Annotated in this window: 22 protein-coding genes and 1 pseudogene; 8 read left to right on the top strand and 15 right to left on the bottom strand. The window is 67.9% G+C overall.

The window, feature by feature from the left end:
- Positions 1 to 15: 15 nt before the first annotated feature.
- From G6N67_RS19050 to G6N67_RS19010, 9 genes and pseudogenes are all read right to left on the bottom strand, one after another.
- Positions 16 to 1,091: pseudogene (locus G6N67_RS19050) on the bottom strand (lysophospholipid acyltransferase family protein).
- Between the two features lie 30 nt (positions 1,092 to 1,121).
- On the bottom strand, positions 1,122 to 2,243 hold the full coding sequence (locus tag G6N67_RS19045) for an SDR family oxidoreductase (RefSeq protein ID WP_036429558.1): 1,122 nt from the start codon (positions 2,241 to 2,243) through the stop codon (positions 1,122 to 1,124).
- 29 nt (positions 2,244 to 2,272) lie between these two features.
- Positions 2,273 to 2,374, bottom strand: a complete 102-nt coding sequence (locus tag G6N67_RS19040; protein WP_003402602.1) for a 30S ribosomal protein bS22 — start codon at positions 2,372 to 2,374, stop codon at positions 2,273 to 2,275.
- A 114-nt stretch (positions 2,375 to 2,488) separates the two neighbouring features.
- Positions 2,489 to 2,719 carry a cell division/environmental response transcriptional regulator gene (locus G6N67_RS19035; protein ID WP_026256699.1) on the bottom strand — a complete coding sequence of 77 codons (231 nt, stop codon included), beginning with the start codon at positions 2,717 to 2,719 and terminating at the stop codon, positions 2,489 to 2,491.
- Between the two features lie 138 nt (positions 2,720 to 2,857).
- Complete coding sequence (proC, locus tag G6N67_RS19030; protein WP_110798474.1) at positions 2,858 to 3,718, bottom strand: pyrroline-5-carboxylate reductase; 861 nt, start codon at positions 3,716 to 3,718, stop codon at positions 2,858 to 2,860.
- Between the two features lie 26 nt (positions 3,719 to 3,744).
- On the bottom strand, positions 3,745 to 4,560 hold the full coding sequence (locus G6N67_RS19025) for a thioesterase family protein (protein ID WP_036429562.1): 816 nt from the start codon (positions 4,558 to 4,560) through the stop codon (positions 3,745 to 3,747).
- An 18-nt stretch (positions 4,561 to 4,578) separates the two neighbouring features.
- A complete protein-coding gene (locus G6N67_RS19020; RefSeq protein WP_036429563.1) occupies positions 4,579 to 5,424 on the bottom strand; it encodes a sugar phosphate isomerase/epimerase family protein in 846 nt (281 codons plus the stop codon).
- Positions 5,425 to 5,446: 22 nt separating this feature from the next.
- Positions 5,447 to 6,499 (bottom strand): Rv0497 family membrane protein, encoded by a 1,053-nt coding sequence (locus tag G6N67_RS19015; RefSeq protein WP_036429564.1) that lies wholly within the window; start codon positions 6,497 to 6,499, stop codon positions 5,447 to 5,449.
- A 64-nt stretch (positions 6,500 to 6,563) separates the two neighbouring features.
- Complete coding sequence (locus tag G6N67_RS19010; RefSeq protein ID WP_036429566.1) at positions 6,564 to 7,529, bottom strand: Ppx/GppA family phosphatase; 966 nt, start codon at positions 7,527 to 7,529, stop codon at positions 6,564 to 6,566.
- 150 nt (positions 7,530 to 7,679) lie between these two features.
- Between G6N67_RS19010 and G6N67_RS19005 the strand changes: the two genes are divergently transcribed.
- The 6 genes from G6N67_RS19005 (at position 7,680) to G6N67_RS18980 (ending at position 13,597) form a co-directional block, all read left to right on the top strand.
- Positions 7,680 to 8,456, top strand: coding sequence for a DUF3109 family protein (locus G6N67_RS19005; protein WP_036429567.1), 777 nt, complete (start codon positions 7,680 to 7,682; stop codon positions 8,454 to 8,456).
- A 171-nt stretch (positions 8,457 to 8,627) separates the two neighbouring features.
- Positions 8,628 to 10,682 carry a carbohydrate-binding domain-containing protein gene (locus G6N67_RS19000; protein WP_163642235.1) on the top strand — a complete coding sequence of 685 codons (2,055 nt, stop codon included), beginning with the start codon at positions 8,628 to 8,630 and terminating at the stop codon, positions 10,680 to 10,682.
- A gap of 51 nt (positions 10,683 to 10,733) precedes the next feature.
- Complete coding sequence (gene rfbB / locus G6N67_RS18995; protein ID WP_036429569.1) at positions 10,734 to 11,732, top strand: dTDP-glucose 4,6-dehydratase; 999 nt, start codon at positions 10,734 to 10,736, stop codon at positions 11,730 to 11,732.
- Positions 11,729 to 12,343, top strand: a complete 615-nt coding sequence (gene rfbC / locus G6N67_RS18990) for a dTDP-4-dehydrorhamnose 3,5-epimerase (protein WP_036429572.1) — start codon at positions 11,729 to 11,731, stop codon at positions 12,341 to 12,343. The genes rfbB and rfbC overlap by 4 nt, the downstream gene beginning before the upstream one ends.
- The gene (gene rfbA, locus G6N67_RS18985; RefSeq protein WP_036434621.1) at positions 12,343 to 13,209 is read left to right on the top strand and encodes a glucose-1-phosphate thymidylyltransferase RfbA; all 867 of its coding nucleotides are present in this window, start codon (positions 12,343 to 12,345) and stop codon (positions 13,207 to 13,209) included. Before rfbC ends, rfbA begins: the two co-directional genes overlap by 1 nt.
- Positions 13,210 to 13,261: 52 nt before the next feature.
- Positions 13,262 to 13,597 (top strand): hypothetical protein, encoded by a 336-nt coding sequence (locus tag G6N67_RS18980; protein WP_036429573.1) that lies wholly within the window; start codon positions 13,262 to 13,264, stop codon positions 13,595 to 13,597.
- Here the strand turns inward: G6N67_RS18980 and G6N67_RS18975 are convergent.
- Positions 13,536 to 14,909: a glutamate-1-semialdehyde 2,1-aminomutase gene (locus tag G6N67_RS18975; protein ID WP_036429575.1), complete on the bottom strand. Its 1,374-nt coding sequence runs from the start codon at positions 14,907 to 14,909 to the stop codon at positions 13,536 to 13,538. The two genes, G6N67_RS18980 and G6N67_RS18975, sit on opposite strands and share 62 nt — an antisense overlap.
- 7 nt (positions 14,910 to 14,916) lie before the next feature.
- A complete protein-coding gene (locus G6N67_RS18970) occupies positions 14,917 to 16,437 on the bottom strand; it encodes a sugar transferase (RefSeq protein WP_036429577.1) in 1,521 nt (506 codons plus the stop codon).
- Positions 16,438 to 16,646: 209 nt separating this feature from the next.
- On the opposite strand from G6N67_RS18970, the gene G6N67_RS18965 reads away from it, so the two are divergent.
- A complete protein-coding gene (locus G6N67_RS18965; RefSeq protein WP_036429579.1) occupies positions 16,647 to 17,744 on the top strand; it encodes a glycosyltransferase in 1,098 nt (365 codons plus the stop codon).
- Here G6N67_RS18965 and G6N67_RS18960 read toward each other — a convergent pair.
- The 3 genes from G6N67_RS18960 to G6N67_RS18950 are packed head-to-tail and all read right to left on the bottom strand — an operon-like array spanning position 17,716 to position 22,266.
- Positions 17,716 to 18,744, bottom strand: coding sequence for a glycosyltransferase family 4 protein (locus tag G6N67_RS18960; RefSeq protein ID WP_036429581.1), 1,029 nt, complete (start codon positions 18,742 to 18,744; stop codon positions 17,716 to 17,718). The two genes, G6N67_RS18965 and G6N67_RS18960, sit on opposite strands and share 29 nt — an antisense overlap.
- Entirely contained in the window at positions 18,741 to 20,729 is a 1,989-nt protein-coding gene (locus G6N67_RS18955) for a glycosyltransferase (protein ID WP_036434623.1), read from the bottom strand. The genes G6N67_RS18960 and G6N67_RS18955 overlap by 4 nt, the downstream gene beginning before the upstream one ends.
- Entirely contained in the window at positions 20,719 to 22,266 is a 1,548-nt protein-coding gene (locus G6N67_RS18950) for an oligosaccharide flippase family protein (RefSeq protein ID WP_370466380.1), read from the bottom strand. Before G6N67_RS18950 ends, G6N67_RS18955 begins: the two co-directional genes overlap by 11 nt.
- 62 nt (positions 22,267 to 22,328) lie before the next feature.
- Here G6N67_RS18950 and G6N67_RS18945 point away from each other — a divergent pair, with 62 nt between their 5' ends.
- Positions 22,329 to 23,336, top strand: coding sequence for a glycosyltransferase family 4 protein (locus G6N67_RS18945; protein ID WP_230021161.1), 1,008 nt, complete (start codon positions 22,329 to 22,331; stop codon positions 23,334 to 23,336).
- Here G6N67_RS18945 and G6N67_RS18940 read toward each other — a convergent pair.
- A complete protein-coding gene (locus tag G6N67_RS18940; protein ID WP_051578506.1) occupies positions 23,296 to 24,072 on the bottom strand; it encodes a WecB/TagA/CpsF family glycosyltransferase in 777 nt (258 codons plus the stop codon). The genes G6N67_RS18945 and G6N67_RS18940 overlap by 41 nt on opposite strands.
- Positions 24,073 to 24,177 lie beyond the last annotated feature (105 nt).

The following is a 24,177-nucleotide window of genomic DNA, read 5'->3' as shown; positions in this document are numbered from 1 at the left end:
CTCGCGCGAGAAACTTCAGCCGAAGAACATGTTCCGGCGGCCCGCCAGCAGTTGGTAGAGCGTCTGCTGGATGGTCTCGCGAACCTGATCGGTCAGCTCGAACGTGACCATCGGATCGTCGGCCGCGCTCTCGTCGTAGTCGGCCGTCTCGATGGGCTCGCCGAACTGGATGTGCCATTTCGACGGCAGCGGTACCAGCCCGGCCGCACCCGCGAGCGGGAACAACGGCGTGACCGGGAAGTACGGCAGGCCGAACAGCCGGGCCAGCAGCTTGACGTCCGCGATCATCGGGTAGATCTCCTCGCTCCCGACGATCGAGCACGGCACGATGGGCGCTTTGGCCCGCAGAGCAGCGGAAACAAACCCGCCCCTGCCGAATCGCTGCAGCTTGTAGCGGTCGTTGAAATGCTTGCCGAGGCCCTTGAAGCCCTCCGGGAACACGGCGGTCAGCTCGCCGTTGGCCAGCAGCCGGTGCGCGTCGGCCGTGCATGCCATGGTGTGTCCTGCCTTGCGGGCCATCTGCCCCACCATCGGCAGGTCGAACACCAGGTCTGCGGCCAGCAGCCGCAGATCGCGATGCGACGGATGGTGATCGTGGACGGCCACCTGGGTCATCAGCCCGTCGAACGGCAACACACCCGCGTGGTTGGCCACGACGAGCGCGGCACCCTTGGCGGGCAGGTTCTCGATGCCGGAGACCTCGACGCGGAACCACGACTGAAAAAGCACTCTCAGCAAAGGCAAGAAGATAGCGTTGTTGAGGTGCGGATCGAAGCCGAACTCGTCGACGACGTAGTCGCCGGTCATCCGTTTCCGGATGAATTCGCTCACCGCGGCGATCTGCTTGGCAAGCTCGGTCGGGGTGTCGTCGGCGGCCGGCGCACCGGCCGCGGCACCGCGCCGCTGATCGATCTCGCGGACCACCGCCGCTATCTGTTCAGCCGATGCCCTCGCGTGCCGGGATCGGCGAGCAACGACGGATGCCGTCGTGCGCTGTCCGATCGTTGCGCAGCCCGCCGCCCTGCTGCGGCACGGTTCGAATTCCCATGTAGCGGAATAACTTTCGCCTTAGGTTCGCCCGCCACGTCGATACCTTCTCCCCACCCCGGTAGAGCTAGTCGTTAACGTCCCCAACGCTGCGCCAATGCCACGGCGCGACTCTCCATTGAGCGTACCCAGCGTGGATCGAGAATCGGCGTCAATCCTCGCCCACGTACATAATCGTCGAAAGCTTCCGCAGTCGTCCACTTCGGATGGTAATCAAGTTCGTTGCGCATCCGCGTGGTGTCCATCACCCGGCCGTAGCTGAGGTAGTTCAGCTGCTCGCGATCGAGTTCCGACGAGCGCGTGGCGCGGCTCAGCGAATCCACGGCAGACAGTGCGGAGCGCGGTACCGGCAGGCGCACGCGGCCAGACCGGCGGATCGCCTGGCTCATCATGATGATGCCCGACGCCCCCACGTTGAACGTGCCCGCCTTGCCGGCGATGGTGGCCCGCTCCAGCGCGCCGAGCGCGTCCTGCTCGTGCAGCAGCTGCAGCCGCGCATCGCGGCCCACGACCGACGGCACCACCGGCCCCGCCAGGTACCGCGACAGCGCGGTGTCCATCGCGGGGCCGATCATGTTGGCCAACCGCAGGATGGTCACCGCGATATCCGGACGGCGCCGCGCGAGCCCGCGGGCGTAGCCCTCGATGTCGATGCTGTCGCGGGCGAAGCCTTCGCCAGGTGGGCGACGGGCGCTGCTGTCCTCGGTGAACATCACCGGATCTCGCGGGCCCGCCCCATAGACCTCTGACGTCGACTTGAGCACGACCCGGCGCACCGACGGCGTCTTCTGGCACGCCGCGAAGAGCTGGATCGCCCCCATCACGTTGAGTTCCTTCAACGTGGCCCGGCCGCCGGACCGCGGCGCGTACGACGCTGCCGCGGCATGCACGACGGTGTCGACGTCGTTGTTCCGGATCACCTTGGCGATGAACGGATTGCGAATGTCGGCCCGCACGAACTCGGCCCGGCCCATCCGGCGCAGCAGATCCTTGCTCGGCGTCACCGCGTCGACCGCGATGACATGGTTGATCAGGGGGTTCTGCGCCAGCCTCGCGGTGAGATAACCGCCGAGGAACCGGCACGCCCCCGTGACCAAGACCACTTTGGGGTAGAGCACGTCGTCGGTGAATTCTGCATCACCTGGACCGCCTGGAACTCCCGCCGAGCGCCCACCGGAACGACCATCAGAATCCATCGGGTCAGCCTAACGGCCGGGGCTGAAAGCTACTTGCCGAGCTTTCTGCGCTGCACTCGAGTACGACGAAGCAGCTTGCGGTGCTTCTTCTTCGACATGCGCTTACGCCGCTTCTTGATGACTGAACCCATAAACCCCGGTGTCTCCGCTACTTGGACAGCTTGATGATTGACCCGGTCACTTTACCCGGGCCAGCCTGTGAAACGGAAAACGCCTGCGCTGCTCGGATTCGCCGGTGGGCGCGCTCAGCCCGCGTCGAAGTACGAGGTCTCCAGCAGGTCGTGGACCGCCTTGGCGTGCACCCGGAACGATCGTCCCACCCGAACCGCAGGTAGCTCGCCGTTGTGCACCAACCGGTACACCGTCATCTTCGAGACCCTCATCAAGTTCGCTACCTCGGCGACCGTGAGAAATTGCGCTCGTGGCTGACCGTCGCCAGCCGAATCCCGCGCCGATGGCCCGTTCATTGACGTCATCGCAACCCAATCAATCAGGCACGGGCAGTTCCAGCGGCTTCCCCACCGCTGGCACCAACCCGCGCATACAAAGGGAGAATAGCGTGGCGGGTGGGGTTAATGCGACGGGTGTGGGCTAATCCATCGCAGATAATCTAATTACTCTGATGTAATTCCTAGCTGCTCAGAGCGCGTTTTCGCGGCTTCCACGGCGTTTGCGACCGCGGACCGCAGTCCCCCTCGCTCGAGTTCCCGCAGCCCAGCGGCGGTCGTGCCGGCCGGAGAGGTCACCGTCGCGCGCAACTGTGCGGCCGTGGTGTCCATCGCGGCCCCGCCGGCGGCGTCCACCTGGTCGAGCCGCTCCAGCAACATCGCCGCCGAGCCGGCCATGGTCTGGACCACCAGATCGGTCGCGACGGCCCGCGAGAGCCCCGACGCCACGCCTGCGTCGACCAGAGCCTCGACCATCAGGAAGAAGTACGCCGGGCCCGATCCCGACACCGCCGTAACCGCGTCCAGCTGCGACTCGGCGACCGTGAGCACCCCGCCGACCGAGTCGAAGATCGCCGAGACCTCCTTGAGCTGCTCGGGCGTCGCGAACCGGCCCGGGGCCAGCGCGCTGACGCCACCGCCGACCACGATCGGCGCGTTCGGCATGACCCGGATCACGGGCGCCCCGGCAGGGAGCTTGGCCTCGTAGTAAGCCGTGCTGACCCCGGCCGCGATGGTCACGAAGACCTGTTCGGCGGTGTCGGTCTCGGCGTGCGTGGCGGCCTCGGCCACCTCGTCGACGACGCCCTCCACGTCGGTGGGCTTGACCGCGACGATCACATAGGCGGCGTTCTCGACGGCATCGGAGACCGAGGTGACGAACACCGAGTACTTCTCCGAGAGGTACTTGGCCCGGTCGGGATACTTCTCGGCGACCACCATGTCCTTGACCTGCCTGCCCGCCCGTAACAGCCCGGACAGCAGTGCTTCTCCCATGGCGCCGCCGCCGATGATCGCGATTCTCGACATGCGCCACAGCATCGCACGTCCGAGGGTTACGAACCCGCCGCGGGCACCATCGCCAGTTGCCGGGACTGCACGACGATGCGGCCCTCGCAGTCCACCACGACATGGTCTTCGTCGAACCAGTCCTGGCCGATCTGGACCGCGGTGCACATGACGCGCAGCCACCCATCGGCAGGCAGCGCCCGCAGAAACGCCGTCAGCTGGACCGTGGGCGCCCAACCCGCACGCTCGACGGCGAATGTCACCGGAGCCGACACGTCGCCGCACAGGAGCGCGAACAGGACGTCGGGCGCCACGCCCTTGGGCCGGACCCAATACTCGAAAACCGGCGGACCGCCGTCGGTGCGGGGTCCGAGCGTGTGCAGCGCGGGCCGGATGTCGCAGCCGTGCGCCAGGTGCACGATGTGCTCCATCGGATGCCCCGGCCCGATCGGTTCCAGACCCGGCGGCGGCTCGGGTGTCATCAAAGGCACGACCGGGTTGAACGACAGCAGCGGCGGCACATGGTGCTCGGGCTCACCGAGCGTGATGGACGCCCGGACAGCACACCGCTCGCCCTGGACCAGCTCGACGTCCACCAGGCCGATCCGGCGGCCGCGCTTGCGCACCGTGGTCACGAGCCGCATGGGCCCTGGATCGGGTGCCCAGAGGAAATTCCCCGACACCGCGACGGGCTCGGCGATGCCGCCGAACTCGGTCCTGGCGGCGTTGGCGCACAGCGCGAGCATGGCTCCGCCGTGCACCTTGGGGCCGATCGTCCAGTGCTCGTTGAGCTCGCCGTCGTAGACGCCGGCGCCCGCCGCGGTCAGCGCCATGGCATCGGTGAACAGGGTCGAGCCGGGCATGTGGTTCCTTTTCGGGTCTCAGCGCAACAAATGCTTGCGGGCGAACTGCAACGACTCGGTCAGCAGGGCCTCGCGCTCGGCCGCGGTGCGCGCCGCCGACGTGGTGACCTCAAGCACCACGTGCCCGGAGAAGTTGCCTGCCGCCAGCATCTGGCACACCTCGACGGTCGGTTGCGTGCCGCGCCCCGGCACCAGATGTTCGTCGGTGGACGCGCCCTTGCCGTCGCACAGGTGCAGGTGCGCAAGGCCGTCGCCCATGCGGCGCGCCATCTCCACGGCATCGGTGCCCGCCGTGGCGGTGTGGCTCAGATCGAGCGTGTAGTGCGCGTGGTTGCCGTCCAACGGGTCGTACGAGGGCGCGAACGCCGAGATGCCGCGCCCGGGACTGCCGCCCCGCTTGCGCATGCGCTGGATCGAGGTCTGCCCGGCGCCGAAGAACCGGTCGGCGCGGAACGGGAACATGTTCTCCACGGCGACCAGCACGTCACTGTTCGCCTCGAGTTCGGCGACCTGGTCGGTGAATCCGTCGGCATAGCGCCGCTGCCACCGGAACGGCGGGTGCACCACGACGGTCTGTGCGCCCAACTGCTCGGCCGCGCGCACACTGCGCTCGAGCTTCGGAATCGGGTTGGCGCCCCACACGCGCTGCGAGATCAACAGGCACGGCGCGTGCACCGACAACACGGGCATGCCGTAGCGCTCGGACAGGCGCGCCACAGCTTCGATGTCCTGGCTGACCGATTCGGCCCACACCATGAGCTCGACGCCGTCGTATCCCAGCCGGGCCGCGTATTCGAACGCCGCCTCGGTGCGTAACGGGTACACCGAAGCCGTGGACAGGCCGACCTTGATGGCTGGACGCACAGGTTAATTGTGTACCGGCGTACTAACCGGCTTGCAGCGCCAGTGGCCCGAACGTGACCAACGCCCCGACCGCAACCGCCGTCAACGTGCTGCCGATGTCCTCGGTCTTGCGCACCACGCGCACGCCACCGGCCAGGCCCAGGATGACCAGGACACCCAACACCAGCGCCACGATCATGTTCCACTTCCACAGCTGGTCGAACGCCAGGAACAGGCCCGCGCCGAAGGCCACCGCGATGACGCATTGCGCGACCACCCAGGCACCGCGCACGAGCGGGGATCCGGACTCCTCGGCGTGCCGCTCGTCGTCGAGGTCGGTCTCGTCGTCGGATCCAACCCGCGCGTCCTCGTCGGCGAGATCGTCGTCGTCACCGAGGTCGATGTCCTCGGGACCGGGGCGTCCGCCGCGGCGGGCCACGTCGTCGGCGACGGACTGGCCACCGAACAGCGGGCCGATCGAGCCTCCGTACGGACGATCGTCCGAATTGTCGGTATCGGTGTCGGTGGCTTCGGCGACCGGTGAATCGTCGTCGTCATCGAGATCGAGCGGGTCCGGGCTCATCCGCTCGGCGCCGGTGCCGCTGGGGCGATAGTCGCGCAGCGCGCTCGGGTACTGCGGGCGGCGCGGCTTGAACTCGACGGGTTCGGGGTCGACCTCGCGGGCCTGCAGGTGCGCCTCGTAGTCCGCTTCCACGTCACGCGTCGCGGTCGCGTTGCTGGCGTTGCCCCGGACCTCGACGGGCTCCGGGGGCTCGGGCGGCTCGACGGGGTCGGCGACGGCCGGTTCGGGCGCCCGGGCCGGGGTGGCCGCGCGGGCCGGTGGCGTTCGCGGCGGCGGAGCCGGTTTCGGCGGCTCCGGAGCCTTGGCCTCCTCGTCGGCCTCGGCAGGCACGTCGTCGTCGGTGATCACCGGGATCTCGCCGGTGAGCTCGGCGACGGTCACCGCATCGGCGTTGCCCCTGCGCCGGCGGCGGCGGCCGCCGACGGGCGGCGCACCGATCGTCCCGTTCTTTGCCAGCAACTCCGCGACCGAGATCGGTCGGGTGCCGGCTTGGCTATCTTCTGGTCCTGTCATGTCTGTGTCGCCTTATGGGGCTAGCTATTCCTCGCCGTCAAAATCAACAACGTCGCAATCAACGTCATGCTTCGCGCGCCGACGTCTCCACCAAGGCGGTTCCATCTGCCTCGCTGTCGAGTTTCCGCAGAATCAACCCCTCCCGCAACGCCCAGGGGCAAATGTCGACGGATTCGACCTCGAGTGCTCGCATACTGGCCTCAGCTACCAAGGCACCGGCCACGATCTGTGGCGCCCGCTCGGCACTCACCCCTTCCAGTTCAGCACGGTCAGCCGCCGTCATCCTAGAGATGAATGCTATGAGCTGTCTTAATCCGGCAGCCGTGAGTGTTCGTTTGACCCGCGGACCGGCGCCGGACGGTGCCGCTCCGGTGAGCCGCGCGAGCGAGCGGAACGTCTTCGAGGTCGCCACTGTCAGATCAGGGCTTCCGGCCCGGCGCATCGCCACACCGGCCTCGGCCATCTCGGTGGCCAGCCAGTCCCGCAGCATGGCCACGCGGCGCCGCCCCGGCGGATCGTCGGGCAGCCATTCGCGCGTCAGCCGTCCCGCGCCCAGCGGCAGCGACATCGCCACCTCGGGCTCCTCGTCGACGCCGCTGGACAGTTCGAGCGAGCCGCCCCCGATGTCGATGTTGATGATCCGGCCCGCGCTCCAGCCGTACCAGCGACGCACCGCGAGGAACGTGAGCCGCGACTCGTTGACCCCGCTGAGCACCTGAAGGGAGACACCGGTCTCGGCGCGCACCCTGGCCAGCACCTCCTCGGAGTTTGTGGCATCGCGCACAGCCGAGGTGGCAAACGCCATCAACTCCGCACAACCGGAACTCGTGGCGATCTTGGCGAACTCGTCGACGGTTTCGACGAGCTTGTCGGCACCTTTGCGGGTCAGCTTGCCGGAGCCGTCGATGGCCTCGGCGAGCCGCAGTGCGGCCTTGGTCGAACTCATCGGTGTCGGGTGCCCGCCGCGGCGGGCATCCACCACGAGAAGATGGACTGTGTTACTGCCCACGTCGAGCACGCCTAACCGCACGCACACAACCTAACGGGTCACCGTTTCGCCACCGTGCGCGGACCGGAAAGCTGTGAGGCGACTGCCCGGTGATGGCTTTGGGAAATACCACCCCGCCACACCGGGCGATTGGGAAATCGTCCCGCCGGAAACCGCGGTAGCGTTTGCGTTGTGACACGCGTGCATCCCGGCGAAGTGGAACTCGACTTTGCCCGTGAGTGGGTCGAGTTCTACGACCCCGACGACCCGGAGCATCTCATTGCGGCCGACATGACCTGGTTGCTTTCGCGCTGGACGTGCGTTTTCGGCACGCCCGCGTGTCAGGGCACCGTCGCAGGCCGTCCCGACGACGGGTGCTGCTCGCACGGCGCGTTCCTGTCCGACGACGACGACCGTGCGCGGCTGGACGACGCGGTCAAACAACTCACCGACGACGACTGGCAGTTCCGGGACAAGGGCCTGGGCAAGAAGGGCTACCTCGAGGACGACGAGTACGACGGCAAGCCGAACCTTCGGACCCGAAAGTACAAGGGCGCCTGCATCTTTCTGAACCGTCCCGGTTTTCCCGCGGGCATCGGCTGTGCGCTGCACAGCAAGGCGCTGAAGCTCGGTGTCGAGCCGCTGACCATGAAGCCCGACGTGTGCTGGCAGCTGCCGATCCGGCGCAGCCAGGACTGGGTGACCCGGCCAGACGGCACCCAGATCCTGCGGACCGTCGTCACCGAGTACGACCGGCGCGGCTGGGGTGAAGGTGGCGCGGACCTGCACTGGTACTGCACCGGGGATCCGGCCGCGCACCTCGGCGCCAAACAGGTGTGGCAGTCCTATGCCCCGGAGCTGACCGCGCTGCTCGGCGAGAAGGCCTACGCCGAACTGGCCGCGATGTGCAAGCGGCGCGCGAGCCTCGGGTTGATCGCGGTGCATCCCGCAACGCGCGCAGCCGAATAGCGAGGCCCGCCAACCTCAGTCGGCACCACATCAGCGAAACATCCACAAAGCCATCGGCCAGTGGCGTTTTCGAGCACTTTGTTACCAAAGTGATAGGCGATTTGTTTGTGATTGCCCACGATCTCCAGGATGCTTGGCGGCGAGCAAACTTCGACCGGTCGAGGAGCCGCCGTGCTGCCGCTGCGTCCCGCCTTAGCCACCGCCGCCCTCGTCTCGGTGGTGGTGGCTGCCGTCATCGCATGTGTGGGCAACACCAGCTCGACACCTTATGCGCTCGTGGCGGATTCGACTGCACTGGAAGCCGACACCATGAGCGTCGCACCCCCGTCGGCCGGGTCCGGCTTCGCTGATTCAACGGCCTCTGGTGGTCGGGCACTCGGACTCTGGGCCAACGCGACCGCCTCGGCAACGGTGGCACTACCCGCGTCCACCAAGGTGACCGTGCGCGCCAAAGGACAGAAATGCCAAGGCTCGCCGAGCATGCGGGTCGCCGTCGACAACACCGTGCTGGGCACCACCAACGTCACGGCCTCGTCGTGGACCGACTACTCGGCGTCGGCCAACATCCCGGCCGGATCGCACGTCGTGAGCATCACGTACACCAACGACTACCGATCCCTGCTGTGTGATCGAAACCTGTTGGTGGACAAGGTGACCATCGCGCCGAGCACGACCGCCACCAGCACCACAGCCACGACCCCGCCGGGTGGTTCGGTGACGCTCGGCGCGGTGGTGCCGTTCTCGGCGACCGACGTCAACAACCCCAAGCGAGGCCAGTACGAGAACATCGGCGTCGGCCTGTTCCCCCAGAGCCAACCGGCCCAGAGCAGTTATCCCGCGTGGCCGGCCACCGCCGACGCGGGCGGCCGGTTCGACTGGAAAGACCTGCAACCCAACGACGCGCAGACCATCGACTTCACGCCGATCGACACCGCAATCGCCGCAAATGCCGCACAGGGCAAGCGGTTCCACTTCCGCGTGATGGCATTCGCGTCGTGCTGCGAATCGTCCTACCCGGCCAACACCGACGTCTCCGTCCCGGCCTGGCTGCGGGCCACGCCCGGTGCCACGACCGACTACGTCAAGAACGGCATCACCTACGTCGTGCCGAACTGGAACAACGACGCCTACCTCACCGCGGTCGAGCGGCTGGTCACCGCCCTGGGCAGCCGGTACAACAAGGACGAACGCGTCGAATGGTTCGAACTGTCCGGCTACGGCGACTTCAGCGAGAACCACAACGCGTTCATGCGTGACACCCTTGGCATTCCGGGCCCCGCGCCTGCCGACAGCATCGGCACACTCGGCTATTACAGCCAGTACCAGGACCAGTACATCACCAAGGCGTCGATCACCCGCATCGTCAACGCGACGCTGCGGGCCTTCCCCGACACCCAGGTGCTGACCACCGCGCAGAATCCCGAGATCGTCAAACAGGCCATGCGCGACAGCCCCGCCGCGTCGGGCCTGGCACATCCGGTCGGTGTCCGCGCCGACTGCCTCGGGGTCTACGAACCGCCGCAGACCTGGGCGGTCAACCAATATTCGTACTACGTCCAGAACGGTGACCCGATCGTGCCCGTGCTGCTCAACCGGTGGCGCACCGCACCGGTCGTGACCGAGTGGTGCAACTTCGCCCCCAACGGCACCCAGACCCTGTTCGACAAGGCGGTCAGGGACACCGTGAACTATCACGTGTCGATGCTTTCCAGCACGGTGCCGCTGTATCAGGGCTCGACCACGATGCCCGCCTCGATCTACGACCTGTGGGCCAAGGCCAACAAGTTCGGGGGCTACCGCTACGCCATGACCTCGGCCTCGCTGCCTGCCACCGCCGCGGCGGGCACCGCCCTACCGCTGCAGGTGCGGTGGGCCAATTTCGGCAGTGCGCCGACCTACGACACCTGGGCCGTGCGGTACGAACTCCGCGATTCGTCCGGCACGGTGCGTCAGGCGGTCACGTCCCCGCTGTCGCTCAACAGCGTTGCCGCGGCCCAGAATTACACCGCCACCACGCAGGAGCCCGCGGCAGCCACCGTCGACGACGCCGTGAGCCTGCCGACCGCGGGACTGCCGGCAGGCACCTACCGCGTCGCGGCGACCGTCGTGTGGAACGACCACAAATCCGGCGGCACCAACGCGATCACCATGGCACCGATGAACCTGGCGCAGGCAGGCCGCGACAGCGCCGGTGGCTATCCGATCGGAACGATCCAGCTGTCCTGATCCGTCGCGCACACCACCGCACCGCGTCCATGGACCGGCTAGGGTTTTGTCATGCGATTGCTGGTCACCGGCGGAGCCGGTTTCATCGGCGGCAATTTTGCGCGCACAGCCTCCGCCGAGCACGACGTGACGGTGCTCGACGCGCTGAGCTATGCCGGTAGCCACGAGTCGCTGGCCCCCGTACAGGACGAGGTCCGCCTGATCAAGGGAGACGTCGCCGACGCGGCGCTGCTCACCAAGCTGGTCTCCGAGCTCGACCCGGCCACCGACGCGGTCGTGCACTTCGCCGCCGAGACCCATGTCGACAATGCCCTTGCCGACCCGGCACCGTTCCTGCACAGCAACGTGATCGGCACCTACACCGTGCTGGAAGCCGTGCGCGCCCACGGCGTCCGCCTCCACCACGTGTCCACCGACGAGGTGTACGGCGACCTGGAACTCGGCACCCCCACCCGGTTCACCGAGACGACGCCGTACAACCCGTCGAGTCCCTATTCGGCCACCAAGGCCGCCTCCGACATGCTGGTGCGTGCGTGGGTTCGGTCCTATTCCGTGCGGGCCACGATCTCCAACTGCTCCAACAACTACGGGCCGTACCAACACGTCGAGAAGTTCATCCCCCGCCAGATCACCAACATCCTGACGGGCCGCCGCCCGAAGCTCTACGGCACCGGCGCCAACGTGCGCGACTGGATCCATGTCGATGACCACAACGCCGCGGTGCGGCGCATTCTCACCGACGGTCAGATCGGCCGGACCTATCTCATCGGGGCCGACAACGAACGGGACAATCTGAACGTGCTCCGCACCATCCTGACCCTGATGGACCGCGATCCCGACGACTTCGATCACGTCACCGACCGCGCGGGCCACGATCTGCGCTATGCGATCGACCCGTCCGCACTCACCGACGAGCTGGGCTGGAAGCCTGAGCACATCGACTTCGAGGACGGCCTGCGCGCCACCATCGAGTGGTACCGCGCCAACGAATCCTGGTGGGGCCCACTCAAAGACGCCGTCGAGGCCCGATACGCGGAGCGCAGCCAGTGACCGCACGCGAACTCTCGGTGCCGGGCGCCTGGGAGATCACGCCACGCCTGCACACCGACGACCGTGGCTACCTGTTCGAGTGGTTCACGCAAGCCGGCTTCGAGGCGTTCGCCGGCCACAGGTTCGAGCTGCGGCAGGCCAACTGCTCGGTGTCGGCAGCCGGGGTGCTGCGTGGCATGCATTTCGCCGAACTTCCGCCCAGCCAGGCCAAATACGTGACATGCGTGCGCGGCGCGGTGTTCGACGTGGTCGTCGACATCAGGGTCGGCTCCCCCACGTTCGGTCAATGGGATTCGGTGCTCCTCGACGATCGCAGCCATCGATCGGTGTACCTGTCCGAAGGGCTGGCACACGGATTCCTTGCCCTCGAAGACGATTCGACCGTCATGTACCTGTGCTCCGCCGGGTACGCGCCCAACCGCGAACACACCATCCTGGCCACCTCACTGGGCATCGACTGGCCCGCGGAGCATCCGATCATCCTGTCCGAGCGCGATGCCGCCGCACAGACTCTCGAAGAAGCCCGCGCGGCGGGCCTGTTGCCGACGTGGGAGGACACCCGCGCCTTCGTCGACGACCTGCGCCGCCGCGTCCCGGCGCACAGCCGATGATGCGCGGCATCATCCTGGCGGGCGGCTCGGGAACCCGGCTGCACCCCATCACGCTCGGGGTCAGCAAGCAGCTGCTGCCGGTGTACGACAAGCCGCTGATCCACTATCCGCTGTCGACGCTCATGATGGCCGGCATCCGGGACATCCTGCTGATCAGCACCGAACAGGACGCGCCTGCGTTCCGGCGGCTGCTCGGCGACGGAACCGCGCTGGGCATCAACCTCAGTTACGTGGTGCAGCCGCGCCCCGACGGGCTGGCCCAGGCGTTCATCCTGGGTGCCGACCACATCGGCACCGACAATGTGGCACTCGTGCTCGGGGACAATCTGTTCCACGGGCCGGGTTTGGGCACGAGCCTGCGCAGGTTCCAAAACCTCGACGGCGCGGCGATTTTCGCGTACTGGGTGGCGGATCCGTCCGCCTACGGCGTGGTCGAGTTCGACGCCGACGGGACCGCGTTGTCCCTCGAGGAGAAACCCGCAGAGCCCAAGTCGCACTACGCGATACCCGGGCTCTATTTCTACGACAACGACGTCGTGGAGATCGCGCGAACCCTCCGGCCGTCCGCGCGCGGCGAGTACGAGATCACCGAGGTCAACCAGGCCTACCTCGACCAGGGCCGGCTGAGCGTCAGCGTCATGGCCCGCGGTACCGCGTGGCTGGACACCGGGACATTCGACTCGCTGCTCGATGCCGCCGACTACGTCCGCACCATCGAACGCAGGCAGGGGCTCAAGGTCGGTGTCCCCGAGGAGGTGGCCTGGCGGATGGGTTTCATCGACGACGAGCAGCTCGCCGAACGGGCCCACACTCTGATGAAGTCCGGCTACGGCGGGTACCTGCTGGAGCTGCTCGACGGGCGGTGAGCGGGCGTCGTTCAGCCGCCTCAGCGCACGTCCGTGGCTTACATTGGACGCGATGGACTCCACGATCGCCGTCATAACCACGGTGGCGGCGCTGGCCATATGGCGGTTGAGGTTGCGCAGGCACCCCAACTGGCCGACGCATGACGATGCCCGGTTCTACGTGTCGAGCGGAACCTGGGCCGTCATCATCACGCTGTATTGGTTCCAGCAGTCACGCCTCGACGCGCACTGGGTGTGGCAGCTGTGGCCGGTCCTGGCGTTCATCTCGATGTTGTTACTGGTGCGCGGCGTCAACGATCTCGACACTCGACCGGTCCGTGATGCTTTCATCCCTGCCGCGGACCACTCTCGAACGCGGGAAGGTTCCGCGGTGCTGCCGACCTCCTGACGGCGGGCGCCACCGGCCGGCCCGCCAACAGTCCGGCCACCGACCGCTGGTCGATCGCCTTGCAGTACATGTCCAGCGCCCCGTCGACCGCGTCGATCGTGTACGCCACGTCGGCCTCGGTATGCGCCGCGGAGGTGACGAACGACTGCCCGAGCACACCGCGGTGCAGCAGCTCCTGCAGGAACAACGTCCGGAACGCCTGAGAAGGCACCTGATCGGCGTCCCGCGTGACGAACACCAGGCACGACGGCCGCCCCACGACCTGCACGTACTGCGAAAGGCCGTGTTCGGCAGCCGATCTCGTGACACCGTCGGCCAGCAGCCGCCCGGCGCGTTCCATCCGCGCCACGGGATCGTCTCCCGGGGCCGCCTCGGTGTAGGCCCGCACCACGGCCCGAAACGCCGCCAACGACGACGTCTCCGGGCCGTGCGTGGTGGACAGCAGGAACACGCGGTCCCGGTCGGTCCGTAACCCGCCCAGTTCCATGAACTCTCGCCGACCGGCCAGTGCCGACAACGGAAAGCCGTTGCCCATCGCCTTGCCCCAGCACGACAGATCTGGCGTGACGCCGTATACCGCCTGGGCCCCGCCCGCCGACCACCGGAAGCCCGTGATCATCTCGTCGAACACCAGCAGGGTTCCGGTCCGGTCACACAGCCGACGCACCTCCTCGAGGTACCCGGGGTGCGGCTCGGCGGTCGCGGTCGCGGCCTCCATGACGACGCACGCAACATCGTTGCCCGCCAACACGTCCGCGAGCGACGTCACGTCGTTGTACGCGAACCGCACGGTGTCGCGGACCGCGTGGTCGGGGATCCCGGCCGACATCGCGGTGGTCCCGATGAACCAGTCGTCGGTCGAGAAGAACGGCTGGTCGCAGATGGCGACCTTGACGCGGCCCGTGACGGCGCGGGCCAGCCGCACCGCGGCGGTGGTCACGTCCGACCCGTTCTTCGCAAATTTGACCATGTCCGCGCCGGGCACCAGGCGCAGGAAGTCCTCAGCGGCCGCAAGTTCGTGCACGGTGGGCCTGCTGAAGCTGACACCGTCGGTGATCGCGGCCCGCACGGCCTCGGTCACAGGTGGATACCCGTGCCCCAAAGTCACCGCGCGCAAACCCATCCCGTACTCGACGTATTCGTTCCCGTCGGCATCCCACACGTGACATCCCGCGCCGCGAACCAGGACGGGAGACATGTTCTCCGGGTACTGATCCGAACCACGTGCGTAGGTGTGCGCGCCGCCGGGGACGACGTCGTGCAACCGCGCTTGCACGCGGTTGGACTGCGCAAACGAACGATCCGTGGTCATGGCGTGTTCAGTATGCACCCGAACCCAGTACGACAGCCTTGACGGTGCTCGCGACGATCACGAGATCGCCCACCATGGACCAGTTTTCGACGTACGAGAGATCCAGGCGAACCGAGTCCTCCCACGACAGGTCCGAGCGGCCGCTGACCTGCCAGAGGCCGGTGATACCTGGCGGCACCAGCATGCGCCGCCGGACCTGGTGATCGTAGCGGTCGACCTCGGTCGGCAGCGGGGGGCGCGGCCCGACGATACTCATCTCGCGACGCAGCACATTGATGAACTGCGGCAGCTCGTCGATGCTGTAGCGGCGCATCCACCGGCCGACCGGGGTGACGCGTGGATCTCGCCGCATCTTGAAAAGCACACCGTTGCCATCGGATTGGGCCGCCAACTCGGCCACCCGCCGGTCAGCGTCGACCACCATGCTGCGGAACTTGATCATCTCGAACGGTTGCCCGTCCAGCCCGATGCGTTCGGACCGATAGAACACCGGGCCGCGGCTGGTGAGCTTGATGGCCAGCGCGGCAACCAGCATCACCGGTGCGACGGCGAGCAATGCCAGCGCCGCGAAGCACACGTCGAATGCGCGCTTCTGGAAACGTTTCGCACCTTCGTACTGCGGCTTGTCCAGATGGATCAGCGGCAGGCCACCGACCGGGCGCACCATCAGCCGCGGGCCGGCCACGTCGACGATGCCCGGCGATACCAGCAGGTCGACGTCGAGTTTCTCCAATTGCCAGGACAGATCGCGGATCTCGTCGGGATCCAGGTGCCCCGACGTGAGCGCCACGGTGTCGGCACCCGAACTGAGCACCGCGCCGATGATGTCGCCCTCGTGTTGATATGTGGGGATGCCCTCGACCGCTGGGATCTGCACACCGTTGCCGCCGGGCACGCACACCCCGACGACCCGGTAGCCGTCCTCCGGTTGCCGGGCCAGCGACTTGACCAGCGCCCGGGCCGAACTGAGATGCCCGACCGCGAGTACCGAATTGGCGAACCTGCCCTTGCGCCGCTGAGTCGCGACATAGCGGCGGGCCAGCATGCGGTTGACCGTCAAGGCCACCAGTCCGAGGGGCAACGCGAGCGCCAGGTAACCCCGGGCGATCTCAAGCCGGAAGACCGAGGAGACCAACGCCACGATCGCGAATACCGCGAGCGTCGCGGTCCACACCCGCCGGTACTCCTCGAGGCCGTGCCCCAGCACCTGCGGTGCGCGGCTGTGCTGCACGGCCAACGCCGCGAGCCAGCCCGCGAGCACGGCCGCGGAAACGAATGCGTAGTCGACGTTGGAGTAGAGGGCCAGGCTCTCACCGGTCACCGACCCGAACCGCAAACCCTGCGCGAGCAAGACGACCGCAACCGCGACCACCGTGTCCGAACACACCAGCCAGCGCGCATAACCACGTTGCCATGCCCGCAGCGCGTTGACCCGCCGGCCCGGGGCCGGCGCAAGCAGCGCCCGACCGTCCACCTCACACGGTTGATTATTTGCCGTGAGGGTGGTGATCGAATCACTGAGCCTCATGCTCACGCCGACTCCTCATAATGTTCAGTTAAAGACCGGCTAAGTTTGCATCATCAAGCAGTCAGTTGCAGTACTTGAATCCATATGTGTGACAGGAATCACGGTAACCTTCGTTTTCAGCACACAATCCATACAAAAAACCGGGTCGATTCGCTCACATCGATCAGCCAGACAGGTAGCTGAGCCAAGTTCTTTGCCATAATCGCACCGTGACGTCGAGTAAACCGATCCGCGTGCTCACCATCGGTCCTGCCCCGGCAGGGCCGGACAGTCGGGGCGGCATGGCATCGGTGATCCGTCTGCTGGTCGACGACCCCGATCCGCGGTTCGCCATCTCGTCGGTCTCAACGTACGTCGACGCAGGCGCCGCGGCCCGCCAGTGGACCGGCGTGCGCGGCATGGTCGTGTCCGCGGCCCTGATCCTGTCCGGTCGCGCCGACGTCGTCCACGTGCACCTGGCCCACGGCGGCAGCGTGGTACGCAAGTCGGTGCCGCTGCTGGCGGCCCGGCTCCGCGGCGTACCTGCGGTCGTGCACGGGCACAGTTTCAACTTCTCCGGCTGGTTCGACCGGTTACCACCTGCGGTCCGTCGATTGGCCCGCGCCGCATTGCATGCCGACCAGTGGCTCGTTCTCGGTGCGCAACTTGCCGGGGAGTACCGCCGCAGCCTGGTCCTGCCGCACGACAAGGTGCAGGTTTTGTACAACCCGGTGGTCATCCCGGCCGCGACACCCCCGCGGGCGGCTGCGCCGCAGCATCTGACCGTGTTGTCGCTGGGACGTTTGGGGGAACGCAAAGGCACTTACGACCTGATCGAGGCGATCACGTTGTTACCCAGCGATATACGTACCCGGTTGCGCCTGATCCTGGCCGGTGACGGTGAAGTCGAGAAGGTGCGGGCGAAGGTCGCCGCCAACGACCTGGGCGACGTGATCGACGTGGTCGGCTGGATCGACCCGGTCACGCGGGACGAACTCCTGGGCCGTGCCGATATTTTCGTCCTGCCGAGCTATGAGGAAGGCCTGCCGATGGCCATCCTCGAGGCGATGGCCCACGGCGTGGTGCCGCTGACCACACCGGTGGGTGGCATTCCCGACGCGGTCACCGACGGCGTCGAGGGGCTTCTGGTCCCACCGGGCCAGCCCGCTGACCTCGCGTCCGCGCTGCGGCGCCTCACCGAAGATGACGAGCTACGGCGCAGGCTCGGTGCGGCAGCCCGCGAGCGCGCACAGATATTCGGCATCGCGGGCTGGCGCGCGGAACTCGCGCAGTTGTGGCTCAGCCTTGCCGCACGGCGGCCCGGCTGAGCACGCCGAGTAGCGCCTGAGCCGACACCGACGCGGAATACGTTCTCCGGTAATGCTCTTGCGCGGCCGAGCCTCGGGCGGCGGCCCGGTCCGGATCGGCCAGGGCATCGAACGCGCGGGCCAGCCCGTCGACGTCGTCCACATCGATCGGTGATTCCCCGGGCGGCTGGAACTCGGGCAGGGCGCCCTCGGTCGACACCACAGATGCCACCCCGAGCTGCATGGCCAGCACCTGCACACCGCTCTGCGAGGCGCGCCGATAATGCACGATCGAGCCCTTCGCGCGCGCCAACCGCGGCAGCACGTCGGCGTAACGGAACGGTTCACGTTGCCACACCACGTGTTCGGGCAGCACTCCGGTCCATTCGCCGTCGCCGAGCAGCACGAGGTCGTCTCCGGCCCAGCTGCGGCCCGCGGTGTGCTTCTGCCAGGCCTGCAGGCACAGATCGATGTTCTTGTAGCCGTTGAGCCGCCCGACCAAGACGAAGTCGCGCCGGCCCGCCGCCGGCACGAATTCGGGAACCTCGCTGTCGGCGAGGTCGCTGGTCAGCGGAACCACATCGGCCGCGCACACCTCGTCGGCCACGTAACGACTGAATGCGACCCAGCGGGATCTGCGCGCGGGCCGGTCGAACAGCGCGCGTTCCCAACGCGGCCGGATCTCACCCGCGTCGTGCGGGCGGTCGTCGTGGATCAGCTCGACGCGCGGCACGCCACGCGCGAACGCCAGCCATCGTGGATCGCGAACCAGTTCGGACACCACCACATCGGGGGCGAAGTCGCTGCACCGCTGCACTGCCCGCGCCGCTTCGGGCCAGGAGCGCAGCTGCTTGGGCCGCGGGCGGAGAACCAGTTCGTACGGCCTGGCGGCATCCGAGGCCGGATGCTGATCCGAGGTCACCAGCAGTACCTCGGCGCCGGCGTCCCGCAAGGCCTCCGCGTACACGCGCGCCAGTGGCCGCATCCAGGGCGACAGCCACAACACCCGAAGGCCGGTCATCCGAATGCCGCCGCGATCGCAGCTTCATATGAGTCGGCCATGGCCTCGATCGTGTAGAGCTGCGCCATCCGGCGGAAGCCCTTCTCGCCCAGCGAATGCCAAGAATCGGTGCGGCGCAGCGCTGAGTCCAGCGCAGTGCGCCACCCGCCAACCGAGATGTCGTCGACCAGGAAGCCGGCGTCGCCCGCATCGAGCATGTCGGGAACCGCGCACACGGCCGAGGCCGCCACCGGGATACGCCGGGCCATGGCCTCCAGGATCACCAGCGGGAAGGCTTCCGACCGGCTGGGCACACACAGCAGATCGCAATCGGCCAGCGCCGGACCGGGCCCCGGAGACCAGCCGCGCCACGCGATCCGATCCGCGAGGTCCGGCGGGGTCATCGCCTGCAGCTCGTCGCGATCGGGCCCGTCACCGTATATCGACAGCCGCCACGGCAATTCGCGCAAGCCGTCGAGCGCCTCGACCAACAGGTGCGGATTCTTGTGTTTGGCGATCCGCGTGAGCATCACCAGGTGGGGCACGTCGGCGACGGGCGGCCGCGCGGGGGCGGCCGCCACGTCCGCCTCGGTCGCCACCCCGTTGGGGGCGAAGAAGCTCGTGGTGCCCAGATCCTGGTGCGCGGTGGCCTCCGCCCAGTGCCGCGGGGACAGTGCGATGAATCCGTCCGCCCGGCGCATCGCGCGCGCCAGCGGCCGGGAGTAGGTGGGGCCGTGCGGGTTCGGTGGGATGTGTGCCGCGACAAGCCAGCGGCGATCGCGGACCGCTGCGCGCCACAGCGTGGCGAAGCCCGTCTCGGTGTTGGTGTCGCCGCTGATCACCACCGAGCGCCCGGGGCCGGTGTCGACCACAGGAGCCCACCATGGTTGGCGTACGACCCGTACCGACGCGGGGATCTCGGCCACCAGCGGGCCGAACCGCTGGACACACGTGATCACGACCTCGTAGCCACGGCGGTCCAATTCTGTTGCCAGCAGGACATGTTGCCGTTCGGCACCCCCGAACACCAGCCGGTTGGTGGTGATGATCACCGATGGTCGGGCCTCGGCGGGTCTGCGCAGCGCCGCACGGTACCTGCGAGCCGAGCGCTGCACGCGATCGAGCACGGAGGTGCCGGCCAGGTAGAGGTTGGCGCGCACCGGGCCCTTGTCCAGCTCGAGGTTCAGGGCGATGTTGGCGCGCAAAAGGTCTCGTGAGCGCTGTCCGGCCACCGGGTCGCCGGCGACCGTGCCGTGCCCGGTGTGGGCGATGCCGGGCTCGTCGACCAACTCCAGCGTCCACCCGGCGGACCGGGCCCGCCGCTGCCAGTCCGCCTCCTCCCCGTAGAGGAAGAACTCTTCGTCGAAGCATCCGACGGCCTGCCACGCATCCCTGCTCACGGCCAGGCACGCGCCGGTGAGATAGCCCGTGACGGTGGTGGGGCGGCGGTCGTAGAGCTCTGAGAATCGGCTCCCCCGAAGGCGATCGGCATAACCCGCACGCGACACCAGGGCACGGATCGTGCCCTGTTCACGGTGAGCGACGTCCCAGTCGCGGTGCCGTGCCGGGTCGGCGGTGTCGTCGACGACCAGCGGTGCCGCGGCCGCGACGCCCGGGCGATTCAGCGCGGCGAGCGTGGCGGTCAGCGAACCCTGCAGGATCGCATCGGGGTTGAGCAACAACAGGTTGTGCTCGGGGACGTGCTCCGCCAGCGCATTGACCGCCGCGGCGAAGCCCATGTTCGCCGACCCGAGGAACCAGCGGACCGCGGGATACGCCTCGACCACGGCATCCATCCCGGGAAACCCCGGACCCGAGTTGTCCCACACCAGAATCGGCAGGTCCGGCAGGTGCTTACCCGCCGCGGTCAGACAGTCGGCGAGCAGCGCAGGGTTGCGGTAGGCGACGATCAACACCGCCGTCTGCCGCGGCGTCGCCGGCCCCGAAGGCCCGCGCGGCGTCCGGAACCGCTCGGGCAGGTATGCGCGGTCGAGTTCACGATTCATGGCTTCCTCCATGGGCGTCGCGCTCCGCGGCATCGCGATCCGCGAGGAGCGACCGGACCATCCGGGGCGTCACCGGTCCGACGATCAAGTTGACGCCGAGGTACGCCACGGCGGCCAGCGCCAGCGTGATCGGTACGGGCCACTGCCTCAACGAAAATGCCAGCGCCGCAGCCACTCCCAGCGGAATCAACAGGCGCAGCACGAACAGCCACGGCACGCGGTAGGGCGCGATCCGCCCCAGCCGCCAGGTCACCACCGACAAGCCGACCACCTCGGCGACGATCAGCGCGGCGGCTGCACCCACGGCGCCGTAGTGCGGTGCGAGGACGACGTTGAGCACGATGTTGCCGATCAGGTTGAGCAGGTTCAACCGGAACAGGAACACCTGATCGTGCGCGGCGAACAGGGCCTGGCTGATCGCGGCGTTGACGAACGTCAAAGCGACGGCGACGAGCAGCAGGGCCAGCGTCGGTGCACCGTGGGCCACGAACTCCGACGAGCCGATCAACTCGACCAATGGCGCCGCCAGCACTGCCCCGACCACCGCGATCGGTGCGCCGAGAAACACCATCGACTCCACCGAACGCGTCACGAATCGGGCGAACTCACCACGGTCCCGTGCGAACGAATGCGTCGCGGCCGACAGTGTCGAGGTCTGGAAGAACGTCGACAGCACCGAAAGCGTGAATGCCAGGGTGTAGGCCAACCCGTACACACCCACCTGGTCCGGAGTGCTGCGCAGGCTCAGGATCACGCCGTCGGCGCGCCAGTACAGCACCGCGATGATCAGCACCCCGGTCTGCGGCAGGCTCTCGCGCAGCAGATGCCAACTCTCCGACCACGAGAACACCGGCCGCCAGTCGGCGATCCTGGCCGCCGCGACACCCTGGATCGCCAGCACCACGAGGGGCGGGACCAGCTGCACCACTGCAAACCACACCGTGTTCGCGTGGTAGGCCAGCAGAACCATCGTCATGCCGAGCGAGGCAACCCTGCTGACCAGATCCGACCAGGCCACCGCGGTGAAGCGGACCTTGGCCAAGAAGATCGGTTCGAAGCAACTCGTGATGGTGGTCAGGATCAGGCTGCACGACACGATCAGGACCATCTGCACCACTTCGTCCTGCCCGCGATACACCAGCGCGCCCGAGGTCGCAGCGATGCCGAACAGCGGCAGGCAGTAGACCAGCGACATCCCCGCGTTCACCCGGACCAGGCGGTCGAGATCGCCGTTGCCCGACATGACGCGGCGTACCAGGACCGCGCCGACGCCGAGTTCGGTGAGGCTGGTCCACAGCCCGACGAACACGACCGCCGTGGTCAGATGCCCGTAGGCGGTCGGACCGAGATGCCGTGTGGTCACGGCGACGGTCAGGACCGAGGCCACCATGCCCAGCGCGCGAAACACCAACTGCTGACTGAAGGCCTGCGCCATCGCACGGTTCGAGGCACGTTCCGGTTGTGCCGGACGGGGTTCGGCCGCGCTGTTATCCTCGGATCCGTCAGCAAAGCTCGGACCGGGGATCGATGCGCGCATACATTCCTTTGCCTCATGGTCTTTCCGCGACCGCATGGGCAGAGCGGCACAGCCGCGGCGAAGTGCCCGACGCGTCACCGTACGGGCTCCACCAGCTGACCGACCACGGCATCCACGTGATCTTCGGCGAAACCACACTCGGCCGGGTCGGCGAGCGCGTCGCAGCGTCGGTGCGGTACCGGACCTCGGGCCTCGAGTTGGTCGAAGGTTTGGTCGAAGCGCGCGCGAGGCGCGAGGCCGACGCGGTGCTGGCGTACGACGAGCGCACGGGAGTACCCGCCACGTTGTTGCGCGGCCCCGGGCAAGGTCCGATCGTTCTCGGCGTCGGGTGGCTCACCGGCCGCGCCGCGGCGCCCGGGATCCACGGGGCGCTGGCCGCTCGTGCCCTGCCGCGGGCGGCCGCGGTTTTCGCGCAGTGCGAAGGCGTGCTGCCCACACTGCATCGTGAATGGCGTGTGCCGCGGTCCCGGTTGCACTTCGTCCCGGTCGGGATCGACACCGATTTCTACGCAGTACAACCATGGCCCGAGCCGGGCACGCCGCCGGTGATCGCAAGCGCAGGCGAGGACCGCTACCGCGACCACGCATTGCTTGTCGCGGCGGTTGCCGCGCTCCGCGCCAAGCGTTCTCCGCACGCCGGCAGCGACGGCGTCCGGCTCGAACTCGCGACGGGTCTGCCGGTCGACCTGCCCGAGGAGCTGGGCACGCTCTACCGCGGGCGGTTGGACGGCAAGATGCGGGAGCTGTACCGCAGGGCTGCCGTCGTGGCGATCGCGTTGAAGCCGACGCTCAGCGGTTCGGGTCTGACCGTTGCGCTGGAGGCCATGGCCAGCGGCCGGCCCGTGGTGATGACCGACAATCCGGGTGTCGGCGACTATGTCGAGCACGGTGTCACCGGCCTGCTCGTGCCGCCCGACGATGTCGACGCGTTCGCCGCCGCGCTCGAAGCGTTACTCGCCGATCCGCAGCGGTGCGCGGAAATGGGTGCGGCCGCGGCGGTTCGGGTCCGCGACCGGTTCACGTCAGGAGTCATGGCTGCCGACCTGGCTGCCCTGCTGAAGAAGGCGTGACCGGCGCCAGCGACGCATGCCGCAGCCGCGCGAACGCCGCGGGGCCCTGCACCAGATAACGCCGGGCGAGCCGGCGCGGCTCCTGCTTCAGGCGGTACAGCCACTCCAGGCCGTAACGCTGGTAGGCGACCGGCGCCCGGTCGACGACTCCGGCCAGGAAGTCCCCCGCGGCGCCGAACGCCAGCAGGACCGAGGCACCGGTGTCTTTCGCGTATCGCTGAATCCACAGTTCTTGGCGCGGCTTACCGAGCCCGACGACCAGCAGCCGCACCCGGGCGGCTTTGATCTCGGCGGCCAGCGCGGCGCAGGCATCGGCGGATTCGATCTCGTCGCGGGCCGGTGCCCAGAATCGTGGTGGCGCGGCGCGCGGATGGCGGCTGGCGAGCACCTCGGCCAACCGTTCGTGTGTCGCAGGCATCCCACCGAGGAAACCGACCTGGACGCCGTGGGCCGCGCCGAGGTCGAGCAGCGGTACGAGCAGGTCCGCACCGGTGACCCGGGGCCACGGCGCACCGCCGAGCCGGGCACCGCGCCATGCCACCGGCGCACCGTCGGCCAGCCACAGCCACTCGGGTTGGTCGAGGATTCGATTTCGGCCCGGCCGGAAGTGATGCAGATGGTCGAGGTTCACCGAACCCACGGCCAGCTGCGGCCCTGGCGCGCAGAGTCGTTGCGCAACGGTTGTCACCACGTCGGCCGTGGTGTGCCGGGCCACGAGCGTGTCACCGATCCGCATGTGCGCAGGCGAACGACCAGGGAGCGTCAGCAACGTAGACGGCCTTTCTCGCAGCGTTCAGCTAGCCGGTGATGCGAACATCATGGCAAACTATCGGCGGTAACG

It is taken from the genome of Mycolicibacterium mageritense (assembly GCF_010727475.1).
GTDB classification, from domain to species: Bacteria; Actinomycetota; Actinomycetes; order Mycobacteriales; family Mycobacteriaceae; genus Mycobacterium; species Mycobacterium mageritense.
Note: the sequence above shows the minus strand (reverse complement) of the source record. Positions and strands in the feature narration are given on the sequence as shown.